Source organism: Mucilaginibacter sp. GW822-FHT03E02, assembly GCF_058801545.1.
Genome location: NZ_JBXANJ010000001.1, coordinates 6,177,039 through 6,194,663 on the forward strand (window position 1 = coordinate 6,177,039; position 17,625 = coordinate 6,194,663).

General features: G+C 43.1%; 15 protein-coding genes. 8 read left to right on the forward strand and 7 right to left on the reverse strand.

From position 1 onward, the window contains the following. Positions 1-140 precede the first annotated feature (140 nt). Entirely contained in the window at positions 141-1,478 is a 1,338-nt protein-coding gene (locus AC1RM2_RS25855) for a hypothetical protein (RefSeq protein ID WP_492987999.1), read from the forward strand. Between the two features lie 20 nt (positions 1,479-1,498). On the opposite strand, the gene AC1RM2_RS25860 is transcribed toward AC1RM2_RS25855, so the two are convergent. Both AC1RM2_RS25860 and AC1RM2_RS25865 read right to left on the reverse strand, forming a co-directional pair. Beyond that, positions 1,499-2,443 (reverse strand): hypothetical protein, encoded by a 945-nt coding sequence (locus AC1RM2_RS25860; RefSeq protein WP_492988000.1) that lies wholly within the window; start codon positions 2,441-2,443, stop codon positions 1,499-1,501. A 1-nt stretch (position 2,444) separates the two neighbouring features. Then, positions 2,445-3,995 carry an LA2681 family HEPN domain-containing protein gene (locus AC1RM2_RS25865; RefSeq protein ID WP_492988001.1) on the reverse strand — a complete coding sequence of 517 codons (1,551 nt, stop codon included), beginning with the start codon at positions 3,993-3,995 and terminating at the stop codon, positions 2,445-2,447. 481 nt (positions 3,996-4,476) lie between these two features. Here AC1RM2_RS25865 and AC1RM2_RS25870 point away from each other — a divergent pair, with 481 nt between their 5' ends. Both AC1RM2_RS25870 and AC1RM2_RS25875 read left to right on the forward strand, forming a co-directional pair. Next, positions 4,477-4,926: a MarR family winged helix-turn-helix transcriptional regulator gene (locus AC1RM2_RS25870; RefSeq protein ID WP_492988002.1), complete on the forward strand. Its 450-nt coding sequence runs from the start codon at positions 4,477-4,479 to the stop codon at positions 4,924-4,926. A gap of 39 nt (positions 4,927-4,965) precedes the next feature. Next, a complete protein-coding gene (locus tag AC1RM2_RS25875; protein ID WP_492988003.1) occupies positions 4,966-5,892 on the forward strand; it encodes a DUF6268 family outer membrane beta-barrel protein in 927 nt (308 codons plus the stop codon). Between the two features lie 186 nt (positions 5,893-6,078). Here the strand turns inward: AC1RM2_RS25875 and AC1RM2_RS25880 are convergent, their stop codons facing one another. From AC1RM2_RS25880 to AC1RM2_RS25900, 5 genes are all read right to left on the reverse strand, one after another. Further along, complete coding sequence (locus tag AC1RM2_RS25880; RefSeq protein ID WP_477450833.1) at positions 6,079-6,354, reverse strand: hypothetical protein; 276 nt, start codon at positions 6,352-6,354, stop codon at positions 6,079-6,081. A gap of 97 nt (positions 6,355-6,451) precedes the next feature. Next, positions 6,452-6,946 carry a hypothetical protein gene (locus tag AC1RM2_RS25885; RefSeq protein ID WP_492988004.1) on the reverse strand — a complete coding sequence of 165 codons (495 nt, stop codon included), beginning with the start codon at positions 6,944-6,946 and terminating at the stop codon, positions 6,452-6,454. Between the two features lie 449 nt (positions 6,947-7,395). Next, on the reverse strand, positions 7,396-8,391 hold the full coding sequence (locus AC1RM2_RS25890) for an MlaD family protein (protein WP_492988005.1): 996 nt from the start codon (positions 8,389-8,391) through the stop codon (positions 7,396-7,398). A 24-nt stretch (positions 8,392-8,415) separates the two neighbouring features. After that, positions 8,416-9,189 (reverse strand): ABC transporter ATP-binding protein, encoded by a 774-nt coding sequence (locus tag AC1RM2_RS25895; protein WP_492988006.1) that lies wholly within the window; start codon positions 9,187-9,189, stop codon positions 8,416-8,418. A gap of 10 nt (positions 9,190-9,199) precedes the next feature. Continuing rightward, positions 9,200-10,009: an MlaE family ABC transporter permease gene (locus tag AC1RM2_RS25900; RefSeq protein WP_492988007.1), complete on the reverse strand. Its 810-nt coding sequence runs from the start codon at positions 10,007-10,009 to the stop codon at positions 9,200-9,202. Positions 10,010-10,585: 576 nt separating this feature from the next. On the opposite strand from AC1RM2_RS25900, the gene AC1RM2_RS25905 reads away from it, so the two are divergent. The 5 genes from AC1RM2_RS25905 to AC1RM2_RS25925 all read left to right on the forward strand — a co-directional run bounded on the left by AC1RM2_RS25905 (position 10,586) and on the right by AC1RM2_RS25925 (position 17,493). Then, entirely contained in the window at positions 10,586-11,464 is an 879-nt protein-coding gene (locus AC1RM2_RS25905; RefSeq protein ID WP_492988008.1) for an AraC family transcriptional regulator, read from the forward strand. A 461-nt stretch (positions 11,465-11,925) separates the two neighbouring features. Further along, the gene (locus AC1RM2_RS25910; protein WP_492988009.1) at positions 11,926-13,758 is read left to right on the forward strand and encodes a sodium:solute symporter family protein; all 1,833 of its coding nucleotides are present in this window, start codon (positions 11,926-11,928) and stop codon (positions 13,756-13,758) included. Between the two features lie 13 nt (positions 13,759-13,771). After that, positions 13,772-14,947, forward strand: coding sequence for a glycoside hydrolase family 130 protein (locus AC1RM2_RS25915; protein WP_492988010.1), 1,176 nt, complete (start codon positions 13,772-13,774; stop codon positions 14,945-14,947). A gap of 51 nt (positions 14,948-14,998) precedes the next feature. Continuing rightward, positions 14,999-16,225, forward strand: a complete 1,227-nt coding sequence (locus tag AC1RM2_RS25920) for an AGE family epimerase/isomerase (protein WP_492988011.1) — start codon at positions 14,999-15,001, stop codon at positions 16,223-16,225. Then, entirely contained in the window at positions 16,222-17,493 is a 1,272-nt protein-coding gene (locus AC1RM2_RS25925; RefSeq protein ID WP_492988012.1) for a glycoside hydrolase family 27 protein, read from the forward strand. Before AC1RM2_RS25920 ends, AC1RM2_RS25925 begins: the two co-directional genes overlap by 4 nt. Positions 17,494-17,625 lie beyond the last annotated feature (132 nt).

The following is a 17,625-nucleotide window of genomic DNA, read 5'->3' on the forward strand; positions in this document are numbered from 1 at the left end:
TGCCTACCACAAGGGTGGACCCTTGCGGTAGCGGTGGATGAATGTTGCACGCGTGCGTTAGTTGAGATTCCATAATCATTATTGCTGCAATTTTAATTTAAACAGCAAAACAAGTTCGTAATCTTTACTAGATTTACTATATGCCACTACATAATTTTGCCGCTTACAAAGCCGGAACCTTTTCAATTGATATTTCTAATCTGACTATTGCCGATAAATTTTTTGAGCAAAAAGACATGCCAGCCTTTGTTCATGAGTATTGCCACTATATTCAGGATATAACCACAATATCGTCTATTTTCGGATTTTCCCTATGGATGAGAGATGTTGTAAATATGACTAGAATTTTTTCTGATGGAACTCAAAGGAAAATAAGTATACCCCTTGATCGAGACCAATATGGCGAAACGATCAATAAATTTCGAAAGTATTACAATTTATATTGTGGCGACCCGACTGTTGTTTTAGATATTGATTATTCTAAAATATTTTCTGTTAAAAGGCATTTAACTATAAAAGATATCTCACTTGATGGTCGGATGCAAAAGCTGGCGATTAACGAAATTGAACTATCCGGCCACGTAGAAAAATTGTTTTTTGGTTTGATTGTCCTTCAAGAGATACAAGCATTTTATGCGCAGCAATTAGCAGAAAACAAATTGCCTGGAGTTGAATTTTCGATTTATAGTGAAAACTTGCCGAGCTATCCATATAAGTTTGGTGATTTTCTTTTCGAACAAAATAAAATAGAAATAGATCTGGAGTCCAAATTTTTATTGCTTGACCTTTGCCTAGATACGGTTCAAGCGACTTCAGTCTTTCTCGAAGTTTTAGAGTTAATGAAAGGTGGAAAGTTCACTTACTTCGGTGGAACAAGAGAACAACTGCTGGGAATTGTCGACAAAGCAACAAAAAAGTGCTCTTACTCGACCAAGGAAGCTTTGGAAAATATACTTCCCGACCTGAAAATGTGGTCGAGTGGGCCAGGCAGAAAATACCTATCGGAAGCATTGGTCTGGTATGTAAATCAAATTGAAACAGTTTATGCGTTAAAAGAAATAACTTCAGCTACTTTTTTTTCGATGTCATTTATCATGAATTGGAAAGAATTTGCGTTGTTTTTTCAATGTTACCCCGCCCCCGTTTATTTAAAAGACGGTGTTTTATATAGAACTGTTTCGGCCACTTCGGAAGTTGAAGATGCCGAATTCATAAAGAACTTTGATGCAGCAAGTACCATTTGGTCGCACAGGATTTTATATGACTTATTATGTTCGGAAGACGGTGAAGCTATTAATTCAAGGTGCCAGTGCCCATTATTTGCGAATTGCAAGGTAAAAGAACAATTAAGCGAGGAATACACTTGCAAGATGACGCCATGGGAGGTTATCAAAGGAATCGATAAAGCTATTTGCCAATACGGCATGGCTGCCCATTCTTTCGGCTTATGGCAAAATACACTTGAAATTAACTTATGAGATGCGATCCGGTACTTTTTTTATTTATTCGCTTTAATAATTTCGCCATTATCGTGTTTCGGTATCATCTGTTCAGAAAAAACAATGTCCTGGATATCCACATGGTGTTGCTTACAGTTTTCTACCGAATTTAGATCAAAAAAGCGGATAGCAACTTTATCGTCTTTTTTTCTGGCTTCTGTGTTGATCATGATGTCACGATAATTAATTAGGGTGAAAATAAGATTGCTTCCTAAACGAGTCATTAAAAAATCTCGCTCGGAATCAAATACTTTGGTTGTAATCTTAGTTTCATTTAGTTTGTCATTGAATGTGTAATATGAAACAGAGTTAGACAGATCCCATTCCATATGCTGCTCCATAGTATCAGCATCAACCATATGGATTGATCTGTATGTCGGAAAGATCCTTATACCATGTTTGTAGGCATTATATTCATCCCTTTGTGAAAAGTCAATCGCAAGGGACTTTATTCCGGCCTTTATGGCGATGATGCTTTTATTTACTTGCTTAAAAAACTCGTCTGGAAACTTCGTGCGATCAAACATCCCCGGATAGAATAAGTACTGACCAACGGAAATATTATACCCTAAAAAATCTATATGTTCATCAAATATGTCTAAAGAAAGTGTTTCTTCTGCTATGTCCTGAATCAATTTGTAGTTCTTTTTCCAGTCGGATTTTACCAGACTCTTTATGATTTTGTGGTGATCCGGAATAATTCCGTTCTTAGGTAAAAAGGCGAAAGTTAACTCAAAGAAAGTTTCTATGCAATGGAAATAATTTTGCCGCATATCGGCTTGAATTATGAATTTGGAGTTGCTTGTAAGACTTTGACCAAATTCAAACTTGATTAACTCCTTGTTTAACTTTTCAAGATTGCTTAAAAGTGTTTTAAGATATATCGCTTTTACAGCATGATATTCCTTGAGATAATGGGAATAAAATAATTTATCGTTAGTCATTTTAATTTGATTTGAAGTTTATCGGAAATCCTTTTTGTTTATTTCCTTCGTTGGGATGTTCAATTATTTGAAGACGAACGCAATAAACGAAGCTGAAAATGGCGGCGCGGGTGAGTTGTAGAAGATGAAGTGTTTTTGCTTGAAATTCTTTGATATCCACTACAGCAACAAATTCTTTGTCTTCAAAAACTTTAAGATAGTCCGGGTCGTCGCTCAGTGTATTCTTAACAATAAGAAGATTATGTTCTAATTTATTTCGCCAATTTTTGAAATGCCTTAGTTCGCCAGTCACGGTATTTAAGTCGCAGGCAATACTGTAAAGTGCATTGAGGTGGAGGTTTTTGGTGTGATTTAGCAATGGTTTTATTTTAGAATCTTCCCAAAAAGTTTCAAAATGAATCCGCTTAACAGGTACATTGAACAATTTGCAAATACCAAGTGCGATTTTATCCAGAATACCATAGCAAATGCGGAAACTGGAACGCATCAGTTCCATCTTCGGTGTGATAACTTCGTTTTCCAGTAGGTCTGAATAAAGTACGTCAAATTCCAACTGCATCTCATGATCCAGTGAATTGTAGTAAGACCAGCGAGCAAAACCAAATTCGGATTTCAGGCGGTTAAGCAACAATTCTAACTTTGGTAAAATTTCCGAACAAAAGACACCATGTTTCACGCCTATCTGTAGGTCATCTTTTTCATTTGCAACGCAGCCGCAATAAACACCATGTTCATTCAATGTTAGATGCTTTTGAATACAGTACTTACGAAAGGAAGTATGCTGATCAAATTCAATTTTGGTTTGCAACATTTCCTTTGCGCTATCCTTCATGCTAAAACCTCGATCTTCAATCTCTTTCCGTAGGATGGTACATTGAGCTGTTGATCTTTGTAATATGTGAGGTGGCAATATTCCCGTATCAATTCCATCTAAGTAATTGTAATATATCTGCATGAACATTGCAATGGTAGATGCGCAATTGGTGTATTGCCAAATCCAACTCAAATGGTCAGCTCGGGATATCAAGGCTTGCGGAAACTCTGGCGAAACTGTGAGAACTTCATCCTGAAATTGTATAGCTTCAACCCCTCGTCCTACAACAATCAAAGCATTGGACAGATTAATCGATATTTGCAAACTTAAAATATTGTTTTTCGGAACGTTATTTAAAGCTGTCCAAAAATATTGAATAGATTCTTGGAATCGCTGCTTCTGGACATCAAGTGGATGAATGCCGCGATTGTGGAAATAGAATATCCGCGCAGCCCCATCTACCGCATTGCCCAGATTGTAATAATAATATGGCTTGTTCGTTCCTTTGCTTAGTAATTCCTGATTTGCCTTCATAAAAAGGATGGCATCTATTAAATCACTTTCCGTTTTGCTTTCATTGCCGATGTCTATTAAAAAGCCATAAAGCTTACTTTGTGCGATGATTTTATCGTCGCCAATTAATTTATCTAGCTTCGTGAGTTCAGTTGCTACTACGTGTCTTGCCGAAGCATGGTCCCCTATGTTTAAAAAGCCATTAATAGTTTGTGACAAGTTCATTTCTAAAGGTTAATTTATTTTCCCTAATATCCCGGTGTATTATGATTGACATAATACAAAGTAAAACATATCCTGCGCAATCTATCTGCGCAGGATACACAAATGTTTTTTTATTTATGATTCGATACAGGTGAAACACGTCAAGGTTTATCCCGCCTGATGCAAGTGTTGTGCGGCTGTCCGTTGGTTTGCTCACTCACTCGTGACTTTGCTAGTAATGCGCATGTTGGTTACTGTTATTGTTTATTCCGTTAGCGATTGAAACGGATACCGGCCTGCGCCTAAGGCCTTGTGCGCGTATGGGTGTAAAGCGCGGGCCGCAGGCAACGGCAGGGAAAAGAGTCAAGATGTAAGATCAAGAATTAAGACGCATTCGATATTTTAAATGCTTCGCCCCTCAGTATCAACGGAGGGAGTGATGTTGTGGGAAGTTTTTTTCAATATTGGTTGATATATCAACCAATATTTATACATTTGTATCATGAATCGCAAAGTTGAACATCCTGCCCCGCCTTCGCTGGTGGCACAAATAGGCGCCCTTTATCATAGGGTATATAAAGAATGTGACAAAATTTTCAGCGGACACAACTTTCCCCTTCAGATGGACCAGGTGCCGGTTTTGATGGTACTGTATTACTCGGGCGGGGCATCTCAAAAAACGATCAGTACAGACCTGGGGCGCGATAAAGCATCAGTTAACAGAACGATATCAGTTTTACTCAAAAAAAATTTTGTGGAGGTAATCCCTGATACCGTTGATAAGCGCAAAACCTATGTAAAACTGACGGCAAGCGGCGATAGTGTGGCAAAACAGGCCGACGGTATCCTGGCGAGATTTGATGCGGTGCTATCTGCGGAACTAACAGAACAGGAAAGAAAAGAATTTGACAAAACAATGCTGAAATTAATCGGAATAGTTACCCCCGGCTAACGTAACTACCCTTTCATCCAACAAACATATCGACAAAAAATGAAAAGAAGCTTTTTTCTTATGGGCATGCTATTGCCTGTACTCAGCTATTGCCAAAGCGTTGATAGCAGCAGTATGCACAAAAAAATAACTACTACAGCACCCCTGCTGGGCGGCATCACGGTAACCAATAGTGTAGCCCCGGTTGATGCCGGCGCAAATACCCTTACCATACAGCAACCTATTGTAGATGTGGGTTTACCTGTGTATAAAGATTTTTCGGCACCTCATCCTATTTTGATAAAAACAGGCGTCCGCTACCAGGGTCTTTTTCTTTCGGGCGGGCAAAATATAGGCGGCAATGAATTTCATTCCCTCACCATTCCCTTGCTGGTAAATTATTCGCTTTCGCGCTCCACCAGTATCAGTGTTGTGGGTTTGGCAACTGTCGGTTCCGACTTTAAACGAAGTATCAGCGCAGAGGATATTCTGTATACTGCCGGTGTGCGGATAGGCTTTCGTCAGGGCAAGGCTTTCAAATACGGCGTCACGCTGGTTTATACCAGTAACTATACCGGTAAGTTCCTGCTGCCATTACCTGATATCGACTGGACGATTAGCAACAGGCTAAGCCTCACGGGCATTATACCTGCCAGGGCTTCTTTAAAGTATAAGCTATCCGCAATGCAATCACTGGGAATTACAGCGTCGCTCAATGGCAGCATGTACCGCCTGAACGGAGACGCGAAAGATCAATATATACATTTGCGGCAAAATAGTGCGGGACTCATTTACGACCTTAAACTTAGCCGGCGATGGAAATTGAACCTGGTTGCCGGCCATACTTTTTCGCAAAGGCTGGAAACATTTAATATGGATCAAAAAGTACCATTCGACGGATTCGGCAAATTAAACAACCGGGTAGCCAATGTAGCCTATCGTCAGAATTCGTTTATATTCCAGGGCGGGCTTAGTTATGAGTTTTGAAAAATGTGATAAGCCAGGGTTGTTTGATGTGCTTTTTTGTCGTCGTTGTTCGGGTGAGACTTCGGACAGCGGGGGGAGCAAATTCACTAAAAGGTATCCCCAAAACAATTCTTTATCAACAATAATTGGCCTGTTGGTGACAACACGCAACAGAGGGAGGTTAGTAACGCTAATGGGTGCGAAATACTAAATACAAGCTTTTTTTATGAGTGTTAAAGTTTGAATTGCGATAGTAGCTATCATATCGCTTACGATATAGTTCTTATACCTTGCATTCATGCAGGCATCAAACAGCCACCGGTAATTACTTGAAACGGTTGCTATGTAAACATCTACCAATTCAATTTTTGCTTCGTGCTTACTTAATGAATTGTTGGTGTTTACAAAAAAAGCGTGATAATAGGAGTTGAAATTTTTGTACGTTTTTCCATTTACTTCAAGTGGAAATAACTTGTGTTCCACAAGATGTATACACGAATAAAAGGCTGTGGTTACAACCCAATCATTATATTTATTACCAGGAAGTGCGTTTATGATTAAACATAATTCTTCGTTATGTTCAGCGTGCTTCAGCCTCATGTACTGGGGTAAATTTTATCTTAAATCCATCGCTCATTAAATCTTCGTCTAAAGCATCCGGGATACCATTCAAAAAAGAAAACTTTAAAGTATAAAAATCTGATTGGATTTCTTTTTCAAATTTTGCCAAAAAATCGTAGTTTTTTAAAAACAACCCGTTAATAAAGTCTTCCTCTTTTACTAAAAGGATAGCTTTAAAAGAAAATAACGATCTGAATTTGAGATATGCACCAAGAGGAATAAAGCCATTTTTTTCGACCTGATTTAGCGTTTCAATTACATTTTTTTGAGCTAATTCAAAATTTTCAGAAAATTGGTGTAAAGATAGCTTGTCTTGCTGGGCAAGGCCATCGGCCTTACCTTTAAAATAGGCTTCAATAATGGCATCACAATCATAGTACAATGAAGTGTCGTTAGGTTTAACAACTTCCCATTGGCTTAATGATATACCTGTTACAGCTTCTGCTTTATTCATGTAGGATTTAAAGTACTATGCAAAGATAATGCAATTTGTATACCATATTATACTACAATAGTAATTATTAATCTGTTAAAACTGAATTTCGATGCTTGTATTGGCTTTTACAACCATTGGCTTTGAACGCTTGCCACGACTCACCCCGGCTACGCTGCGCTGGCCGAATCTCTCTTCGGCTTACGCCGCAAAGAGAGTTGAGAAAATAAAAAAAGATTTTTTCGCCCCTCTATGCGACGCAGTCGGAGGAGGGGCAGGCGCCCCGATATTTATCGGGGTCGTCGGGGTGAGTCGTCGCCGACATGCGATGAAAGTGATTCTCCCTTCAGAATTTCGCAAAATTTTACTCCACTAAACTCTACAGCTTTGATTTTCTGACGCATAACACACCCCTACCACCGCGCGCATCCATCGCACCCCCTCTCGAGAGGGGAATCATAGGTTGGGGCTTATTGCCCCGCCTTTTTCAAACTATCTGCCTTCGCCTTTTTGGCTTTGTCCTTAAAAAAACCTTTCAGGAAAAAGTTGTGTTGGGCGGCTTCCAGGTCGTCGTTGAGTTTGATAGAGCTTTGCTGCAGGTTATCAAGGGTGGTTTGTACTTTAACGGCGGCTTTGGGGTCGTTTAGGAGTACGCCGAGGGCGTTATCGGTACGGTTCAGTTTGTCGCTGGCTTTGTTCAGGTTGTTGGTGAGGGTGCTGGCGTTGTTGGCGGCCTGCTGCAGCTGGTTTACGGCCAGGCGGATGTGGTTAAAGGTGGCCGTATCGGTCAGCATTTTATCGGCCAAACCGCCTTTGGTGTTTAGCTTATTGCTAAAGGCATTTAACGAGGCGGCCATTACCGCTGCGTTTTGGGTGGCTGTTTGCAGGTTTTTCATGGCGGCGCGCAGTTGCAGGGCCATGGTATTATCGGCCATCAGCGCGCCAATGGTGCCTTTGCCTTGTAAAATCTGGTGGCTAAGGGTTTTAAAGTCGCCGGTTATGGCCAGCAGGTTTTGGTTGTTATCCTGCAGGGTTTTCATGATATCATCTGTCGAGAGCAGTTTTTCGGCCTGTAGTACGTCGCCGTCCTGTACTTCGGGGGCCTGGGGGCTGCCGCCATCAATTACGATGATCTTGTTACCTATTAACCCGTCGCTGCTTATTTTGGCCTGCGCGTTGCGGTGGATGTATTGCTGGGTAGCCTGGTCCACACTCATGGATACCCGCACCTGCGATGGTCCTTCAAAGCGCACGGAGCTGATGGTGCCCACCTTTACCCCCGAAAACCAAACGTTATTGCCTTTTTTAAGCCCGGCCACATCGCTGAAGACCGAGCTGAGCCGGATGTTTTTCACAAAGGCCTTTTGCTGGCCGCCAAGGGTAAAAATGCCAAGGATAAACAATATGAGGCCGAGGCCCAGGAACAGGCCTACGGTGATTGCTTTTTTATTTTCTGATGCGTCCATAATAATGGTATAATATCTTTTTTGTTATTGGATAAAGTTATAGTCGTAAAATGGTTTAACCCGGCTGTCGTTGGTATCAAATACCTCGTCGAAGGTGCCGGTGCGCTGAAACTGTCCGTCAAGGAGCATAGCTATACGGTCGCCGGTATGTTTGGCGCAGGTTAAATCATGTGTAATAATGATAGATGAAGTGTTGAAGCGCTGCTGTACCTCGTTAATCAGGTCGTTAATCTCGATGCAGGTAATAGGGTCGAGGCCGGCGGTTGGTTCATCATACAGCATAATTTCGGGGTTCAGGATCAGCGTACGGGCAATGCCGATACGCTTGCGCTGCCCGCCCGAAAGTTCGGATGGCATCTGGTTAATAGTTTGCGACAGGCCAACGGCATCCAGCACGGTTTCAACCGCAGTATCAATTTCATGGCGGCTAATGCCCCTGCGGTTGCGCACCAGCGGAAATTCGAGGTTTTTGCGCACCGTCATGCTATCATACAAAGCACTGTTCTGGAACGAGAAACCAATGCGGATACGCAGTTCCTGTAGTTCCTTTTCGCTTATTTGGGCATAGTTATGGCCCAATACCGTGATGTCGCCTTTATCGGGCGTTAACAGGCCGGATATGATTTTTATTAATACAGATTTGCCGGTGCCCGAGCGGCCCAGTACCACCAGGTTTTCGCCCTGGTACAGGTCAAGGTCGATGCCGCGCAGCACGTGGTAATCTTCAAAGGCTTTTTCAAGCCCTCGGATGGTGATTACCGGATTGTTGTGGTCGGCGTTTACAATTTTCTTTTCCATGTTAAATCGATTAACGGAACCAGCTGGTTATCTGTACAATAATTACTTCTTCAATAAACACCAGGAACATGGCGGTAACCACCGCGCCGTTGGCGGCCTTGCCCACGCCTTCGGTGCCCTTGCTGCTGTTATAGCCCTGGTAGCAGCCCACAATTCCTATGGTAAACCCAAACACGATGGATTTGATAAGCGAGGCCACAAAATCGGTATACGTGAGCGGGTCAAAAAACTCCTGTATAAAGGTTGTCCAGGTGGTGCCCTCGTTTTGGGCCACGTTTAAATAGCCGCCAAACATGGCTATAAAGCCAGTGTAGGTAGATAGGATGGGGATGGTAAGCGTAGTGGCCAGTACCCGGGTGCACACCAGGAATTTAAAAGGTTTGGTGCCCGATACCTCCATGGCGTCAATCTGCTCGGTTACCCGCATAGAACCCAACTCGGCCCCAATGCCCGAGCCTACCTTGCCCGATGCGATAAGCGCCGTAACCAATGGCGCCAGCGCCCGCATAATGGCTATAGATACCAACGATGGAAGCCACGATGTAGCCCCAAACTGCGAAAGCGAGGGGCGCGATTGCTTGGTAAATATAAGACCCACAATAAAGCCCGTAACCGTGATGAGGGTAAAGGACCGCACGCCAACTTCATAACACTGGCGCATAACCTCTTTAAACTCAAACGGCGGCATAAAGGCCTCCCTGAAAAAGCGCAGGATAAACTGGTTTATGCGGTACAGGCTTATCAAAAAGTCGGTAATGCTTTGCTTAAACTTGTTTACCCTTTTGCGTATGGTAGGTTTGGTGCTTTGTGCGGTATCCATTATATAGTTATGAGTTCTAAGTCTTAAGTTATGAGTTAAAGTCTTAGGTTCTGAGTACTAAGTTCTGAGTACTAAGTCTTAAGTTCTGAGTCTTAAATTTAAAGTCTGCAAATGTCAGCTTCAGACTTTTCGGCTTTGGACTTTCGACTTCAGACTTGAAACAAGTCAATTATAATGCCATCAATTACTATGACTATCCTTAATTTAATTTTAGCCCGAACGGGGCATATTTTATGAACTGACTCAAAAGGTTAAAAGTTAAAATTTACCTTGTGCAAACCTAAAAGTTAAAATTTATATCAATGTAACAGGCAGTTAAAAAAAGCGTTATTTTTTTGTAATTTTTTTGAATATTTTTTCATTTTAGTTAGATGTTTTTGGTAGTTAGCCGGACTTTATTGACCTTATTTGATGGTGTTTGAGAGCGTTTTGGGGTGTGGTGGCGACTTAATTTAATATTTTAGTGGGAGTGATGTCCGAGCAGATGTTATTCAAAACTTTATAAAAATGTAAAATATTTGATATCGTGATGTTAAATATGTATCATTGGTTACCTTTTTTAACCGGTTCAGAATCATGATCACCAATAATGTAATGCGCGAGATTACGCCGCTAACCCCCAGCGACTGTTTTACCATTTTTTCGAGGGTTAAAAAGAAGTTTGATTTTCCGCTGCATTACCACGATGAGTATGAATTGAACTTGATTATCAACGCCAAAGGCGCCAAGCGCGTTGTAGGCGGCCATATTGAGATGATAGACGAGCTGGAGCTGGCGCTTATAGGCCCCAACCTGTACCACGCCTGGTTTACCCACCAATGCCAAAGCGAAGAGATTACCGAAGTAACCATCCAGTTTCATAAGGATTTGTTTGATGAAAAACTACTGAAACGCAACCAGTTAAGTTTTGTAAAAAGCATGCTGGAGCGGTCGCAGCGGGGCATTGTGTTTTCGCCCGATACCATCATGGCTTTACGTGACCGCATCCAGGGCCTTGATAAAAAAAGCGGGTTTGATTCGGTGCTGGAGCTGATGTCGATACTGCATGATCTGTCTATCTCCCGTAATATGAAAATGTTGTCAGATCCCAGCTTTGCCAACGATAAATTTTATTACAACAGCCGCCGGATTGAGAAGGTGTTTGAGCACATGAACGTAAACTACAACAAGCAGGTAACCCTTGCCGAAGTAGCCAAAATAGCCAACATGCCCGAGGCCTCGTTCAGTAGGTTTATCAAAAAACGCACCGGTAAAACCTTCATTGACAGCCTGAACGAGATTCGCCTGGGTCACGCCTCCCGCATGCTGATAGACTCGACAGCCACCGTGGCCGAGATTGCTTACAAATGCGGTTTCAACAATATCTCCAACTTTAACCGCATTTTTAAACGCAAAAAGCTCTGCATCCCCAAAGAATTCAGGGAAACTTATACCGGGAACAGGGTGTTTATTTAATTTGAGGATTTTAAAATTTGAAAATGCGGTATTTCCGGGTGGCGGATGCGCTATTAATGAATAATGTTTTCGATGTAAAATTAAGCCGCTTTTGTTGCAGGTTATTGCCGTTTTATCAAGGTACACAGTAACGCACCTGTCAGCCGTTAAAGATACTCCCAAACACCTTGCCAAGCACCCGAAAGTTACCAAAACAACACCCGTAGCACCCTGAAAGTACCCCCGAAAACGAATGGTTATTGTAAGCCAAAAAAAAGCGATAGTTCTTGACCTTTGTTATATACAATATCAATAAGTAAAAGATTAGGTTAAAAAAGTATTACAAAAATGACTTTTATAAACCCACTTTTGAGTGCACCAATTATGATCAGGATTTACAGAAATTGAAAATTGCGAAGTTTTCAAATCGTCAATATTCTGAAAATTCCTAAATTCTGAAAATTCTGATTCCGACAAAAAAAATGAAGCTACACTTAGCCGATATTATTATCATCGTTCTGTACCTGCTGAGTACCATTTTTATTGGTTTGTGGTACCGTAAAAAAGCCCGCGAAAACAAGGAAAGCTACATGCTTGGCGGCAAGTCGCTGCCCTGGTACAAGTTGGGGCTTAGCGATGCCTCGGATATGTTTGATATCAGCGGCACCATGTGGATGGTAAGCCTGTGCTTTGTATACGGCATGAAAAGCATCTGGATTCCCTGGCTGTGGCCGGTATTTAACCAGGTGTTTTTGATGATGTACCTGTCGCGCTGGCTGCGCCGCTCAAACGCCGCCACCGGAGCCGAATGGCTGGCAACCCGTTTTGGTAAAACGGGTACCTGGGTTGGCGCTTCACACATGGTAGTTATCGCTTTTGCATTGTTAAGCTGCTTCGGTTTCCTGGCTTACGGGTTCATCGGGCTGGGTAAATTCATCGAGATATTTATACCCTGGGACCTGGTGAAAAGCTATGTGCCGTTTAACGTTGCCCCGCAATATGTACCGCATGTTTATGGTATTATATTCACGTTGTTTGCCATGTTTTATTCCATTTTAGGCGGGATGCACAGCATCGTTTTGGGCGACATGGTTAAGTACGGCGTGATGACGGTTGCCTGTATCTGGATAGGGTTCATCGCTGCCCATAAACTGGCCGACCATAGCCTTAATGTGCCTGATGGTTGGTTTAGTCCGTTTTTTGGCACCCACTTGAACATGAACTGGTCGGGCATTATTACCGAGGTAAACAAAAAGATAAAAGACGATGGCTACTCGCTGTTCGGGTTGTTCTTTATGATGATGACCTTCAAAGGCTTTTTCGCGGCCCTGGCGGGACCTGCACCTAATTACGATATGCAGAAGATATTGTCAACCCGCTCGCCCGAAGATGCCAGTAAAATGAGTGGTTTTGTGAACATCGTTTTGCTGCCCATCAGGTATTCGCTCATTGTAAGCCTCACCATTTTAGGTTTAATCTACTATCACCAAATGAACCTGAAGGATGCCACCGGCGACATCGATTTTGAACGGATATTACCGGCAGTTATCAATAATTTTTTACCCGTTGGCCTGGTAGGCTTGTTGCTGGCCGGTTTATTAGGCGCGTTTATGAGCACCTTTAGTGGCACCATGAATGCGGCCCAGGCTTACATTGTTAACGATATATACCTCAAATACGTTAACCCGGCTGCATCCAACAAAAATATCATTACCATGAATTACCTGGTGGGCATCATTGTGGTAGCTATCGGGGTTATCCTTGGCTTTTTTGCGCATAACGTAAATACGGTGCTGCAATGGATCGTTTCGGCTTTATATGGTGGCTACGTGGCATCAAATGTGTTAAAGTGGCATTGGTGGCGCTTTAATGCCGGCGGCTTTTTCTGGGGAATGCTATCGGGCATTTTGTCGGCAATGGTTTTCTCGTTGTATGTATCCAATAACGAGTTGTTGTACTGGTTCCCGGTATTGTTCCTTATCTCGCTGGCCGGTTCGGTTATAGGATCACTTGCAACCGAGCCTACAGATATAGTGGTGTTAAAGGCTTTCTACAGCAATGTACGCCCCTGGGGTTTTTGGGAGCCCGTAAAAAAACTGGTAATGGCCGATGATGAAAGTTTTACGCCCAACAAAAACTTTAAGCTTAACATGTTCAACGTAGTTATAGGTACAATCACCCAGCTATGCCTCACTATATTGCCCATGTACCTCATCCTCAACCAAAAGTTGCCCTTGGCGGTTACCATAGGCTTACTGGCAATTACCATGCTGATCCTGAAAAAAACATGGTGGAATAAACTAAAAGAATATTGATAAATTAACCCCTATGACCCCTGAATTTAAACAAAGGCTGGCCCTGTTACAACAGGAACAGCAACAACTCATAAGCAAGCCAAACCAGGTAGCCGGTACCGGCAATGGTATTTTTAACCGCTATAAAAACCCGGTGCTTACTGCCGCGCATACCCCCATCAACTGGCGGTATGATTTAAATCCCGACACCAATCCGTACCTAATGGAGCGCTTTGGCATTAACGCCGCTTTTAATGCCGGGGCTATTAAATTCAATAACAAATACCTTATGGTGGTTAGGGTAGAGGGGGCAGATCGCAAGTCGTTTTTCGCCGTAGCCGAAAGCCCTGATGGCATCAGCAATTTTACTTTTTGGGATTACCCCATCAACCTGCCGCAAACCCAGGAGCCGGATACCAATGTGTATGATATGCGCCTCACCCAACACCAGGATGGCTACATTTATGGCCTTTTTTGTACTGAAAGACGCGACCCGGCAGCCCCCGCTTATGATCAATCAATGGCCGTAGCGGCCTGTGGTATAGCCCGTACTAAGGATATGCTGAAATGGGAGCGCCTGCCCGATTTGATAACCAACTCGCCCCAGCAACGCAACGTGGTATTGCACCCCGAGTTTGTGGATGGTAAATACGCCCTGTACACCCGCCCGCAGGATGGTTTTATCAGCGCGGGTACCGGCGGTGGCATCGGTTTTGGCTTAGCCGAAACAATGGAAAATGCCGTGATAAACCAGGAAACCATCATCGATAATAAAAACTACCATACCGTTTACGAAGCCAAAAACGGACAAGGCCCGACACCCATTAAGACCGACAGGGGATGGCTGCACCTGGCGCATGGTGTGCGTAACACTGCTGCCGGCCTGCGTTATGTACTGTACATGTTTATGACCGATTTACATAACCTGACCAAAGTTTTGCACAAACCAGGTGGTTATTTTTTGGCACCTGAGGGCGAGGAACGTGTAGGCGATGTATCAAACGTAGTTTTTTGCAACGGTTGGATTGCCGATGAAGATGGTTCGGTGTATATTTACTATGCATCGTCAGATACCCGCATGCATGTGGCTACCACTACTGTTGATAAGTTGATTGATTACCTGGTGAATACACCGGCAGATGGCTTTAAGTCGTCAACTTCGGTAGATGCGATTTATGGGATTATTGACAGGAATAAGGAGATCGCTTAGAAACATGGGTTTTAGCCTTAGTAACTTAGTGGTAGATTACAACCGATGAAAATGCATATATACAGGGAAGGCCCCGAAATAATATTGCCCAATCTCCAGGCCGAGCTCATCGTTGAGTTGGATAACATCATCGCCTACTGGCAAAAATATACACCCGACGAAACGCACGGTGGTTTTTTAGGCCAAATAGATAACGACAATAACGCTGCTCCCGATGCACCCAAAGGTTCCGTATTAAACGCAAGGATACTGTGGAGCTTTTCGGCGGCTTATAACCTGCAACCCGATGATGCAGCGTTGCAAATGGCGCACCGGGCTTATGAGTACATCTGCCGGTATTTTATCGATGCTGAATTTGGCGGGGTATACTGGTCGGTTGATTTTAAAGGCGAAAAATTGGATACCAAAAAACAGGTTTATGCCAGTGCCTTTACCATTTACGCGCTGAGTGAATACTATAGGGCTTCAGGCTTAAAAGAAGCCAGGGATCGGGCTATCAGCCTATATCATTTATTGGTTGACAAAAGCTATGATGCTGATAGAACGGGTTACATGGAGGCCTTTACCCGCGACTGGCAGCCCATTGGCGACCTGCGACTGAGCGCTAAGGATGCCAACGAAAAAAAGACCATGAACACCCATTTGCATGTACTGGAAGCTTACACCAACCTATACCGCATCTGGCCGGATAAGAAGCTGAGGGTTCAAATACAAACCTTGATAGCCAATTTTTTTGATCATTTTATCGACCCGGAAACCAATCATCTGGTATTGTTTTTTGATGAAGACTGGAACCGTAAATCAAACACCATATCGTACGGGCATGATATTGAGGCTACCTGGCTTTTGCTGGAAGCTGCCGAGGTAATAAATGATATTGAATGGGAGGAGGATATTGAAGAAATGTGCATACTGGTAGCCGATGCTACTATAACCGCTTTAGATACAGACGGCGGCTTATGGTACGAATATCAACGAATCGAAGGCCACCTGGTTAAAGAAAAACACTGGTGGGTACAAGCGGAGGCGATGGTAGGTTTTTTTAATGCGTGGCAGATAAGCCGGGATCAAAAATATCTCGATATAGTTGTAAAAAACTGGGCATTTGTAAAAGATAAGATCCTCGATCATCAAAATGGCGAGTGGTTTTGGGGAATAAAAGCCGATGGCAGTATAATGCCCGGCGAAGATAAAGTTGGCCTGTGGAAATGCCCCTATCACAATAGTCGGGCTTGTATAGAGCTTATTAAACGAATTAATCATAGTACCATCATATGAAAATATATAAACAATTAACGGCTGTTGTACTGCTAAGTATTGGAGCTTACGGAAATGCTATAGCCCAAACTACAGATGCCGCGGCCCCTGTCGCGATAGCAAAAGAGGCTTCGCCAAATAAGGCCGGTAATTTGGCGCCAACGCCCCCCATGGGTTGGAATACCTGGAACACTTTCCAGACCAACATTGACGAACCCTTGCTGAAAGGCATGGTTGATGCCTATGTATCGTCGGGCATGCGCGATGCCGGGTACAAATACTTTGTGCTGGATGATGGCTGGATGACCATGGAGCGCGACAAAAATGGCGATCTGGTGGCCGATCCTAAAAAATTCCCTAACGGAATGAAGGCCTTTGCCGATTATGTACACTCCAAGGGGCTTAAGTTTGGTATTTATAACTGTGCAGGCAGCAAAACCTGCGCGGGTTATCCCGGCAGCCGCGGGCATGAATACCAGGATGCCCGTTTATACGCATCCTACGGTGTAGATTTTTTAAAGTACGATTGGTGTAATACCGATAGCCTGAATGCTCGCGAAGCTTATATCACCATGAGCCAGGCGCTAAAAGCATCGGGCCGGGAAATTACTTTTAGCCTTTGCGAATGGGGCAATCACCAGCCATGGCTTTGGGCAGGCGGCGTGGGCGAGCTTTATCGTACCACCGGCGATATTACCGCCAGTTTTGATAAAGACAAACACAATGGCACCTGGACAGCGCTTAGTGTTATGTCTATAGTTGATAAACAACCCGCCATTGCCAAATATAACGGCCCCAACCACTGGAATGATCCGGACATGCTGGAGGTAGGCAACGGTATGAGTTTTAACGAGGACAAAGCACATTTCTCGCTTTGGTGTATGCTGGCTGCCCCCTTAGCGGCAGGTAACGATCTGCGCAAAATGTCGCCCCAAACACAGTCAATCCTTACTAATAAAGCAGCCATAGCTATTGATCAGGACGTGCTTGGCATTGCCGCATCGCGCATTTACCAGGCCGATAGTTTAGAGGTTTGGGTAAAGCCGCTGGCAAACAATGAAGTTGCCATTTGCTTTTTAAACAGATCTACATCTGTAAAACAGGTAACCTACAACTGGAACGATCACGCTGTAAAGAACGAAGCCAATAATATCGATATAGATTTTGCAAAAGCATCATACAAGCTGCACGATATTTGGGCGAATAAGGATCTGGGTAATACCAAAAAGGAATTTAAACAAACATTGGCCGGACATAGTGTGATTGTGGTAAGGCTGACGAAGAATTAGATGTGCAGATTTCAGATGTGCAGATTCCAGATGATTATGGGAACCAGGATTGCTATATTGTATAGCTATGATAGGTTACCAGTTGGCAGGTAGTGATGGTTTTTAGCCCGGCATTGGCTGATTTTGTTGTAA

Excerpts from the sequence above, each read along its gene's own strand:
- AC1RM2_RS25870 (WP_492988002.1), top strand. The coding sequence starts at position 4,477 with ATGAATCGCAAAGTTGAACATCCTGCCCCGCCTTCGCTGGTGGCACAA.
- AC1RM2_RS25865 (WP_492988001.1), bottom strand. The coding sequence starts at position 3,995 with ATGAACTTGTCACAAACTATTAATGGCTTTTTAAACATAGGGGACCAT.
- AC1RM2_RS25920 (WP_492988011.1), top strand. The coding sequence starts at position 14,999 with ATGCATATATACAGGGAAGGCCCCGAAATAATATTGCCCAATCTCCAG.
- AC1RM2_RS25860 (WP_492988000.1), bottom strand. The coding sequence starts at position 2,443 with ATGACTAACGATAAATTATTTTATTCCCATTATCTCAAGGAATATCAT.
- AC1RM2_RS25885 (WP_492988004.1), bottom strand. The coding sequence starts at position 6,946 with ATGAATAAAGCAGAAGCTGTAACAGGTATATCATTAAGCCAATGGGAA.
- AC1RM2_RS25905 (WP_492988008.1), top strand. The coding sequence starts at position 10,586 with ATGATCACCAATAATGTAATGCGCGAGATTACGCCGCTAACCCCCAGC.
- AC1RM2_RS25895 (WP_492988006.1), bottom strand. The coding sequence starts at position 9,189 with ATGGAAAAGAAAATTGTAAACGCCGACCACAACAATCCGGTAATCACC.
- AC1RM2_RS25875 (WP_492988003.1), top strand. The coding sequence starts at position 4,966 with ATGAAAAGAAGCTTTTTTCTTATGGGCATGCTATTGCCTGTACTCAGC.
- AC1RM2_RS25925 (WP_492988012.1), top strand. The coding sequence starts at position 16,222 with ATGAAAATATATAAACAATTAACGGCTGTTGTACTGCTAAGTATTGGA.
- AC1RM2_RS25855 (WP_492987999.1), top strand. The coding sequence starts at position 141 with ATGCCACTACATAATTTTGCCGCTTACAAAGCCGGAACCTTTTCAATT.
- AC1RM2_RS25910 (WP_492988009.1), top strand. The coding sequence starts at position 11,926 with ATGAAGCTACACTTAGCCGATATTATTATCATCGTTCTGTACCTGCTG.
- AC1RM2_RS25900 (WP_492988007.1), bottom strand. The coding sequence starts at position 10,009 with ATGGATACCGCACAAAGCACCAAACCTACCATACGCAAAAGGGTAAAC.
- AC1RM2_RS25890 (WP_492988005.1), bottom strand. The coding sequence starts at position 8,391 with ATGGACGCATCAGAAAATAAAAAAGCAATCACCGTAGGCCTGTTCCTG.
- AC1RM2_RS25915 (WP_492988010.1), top strand. The coding sequence starts at position 13,772 with ATGACCCCTGAATTTAAACAAAGGCTGGCCCTGTTACAACAGGAACAG.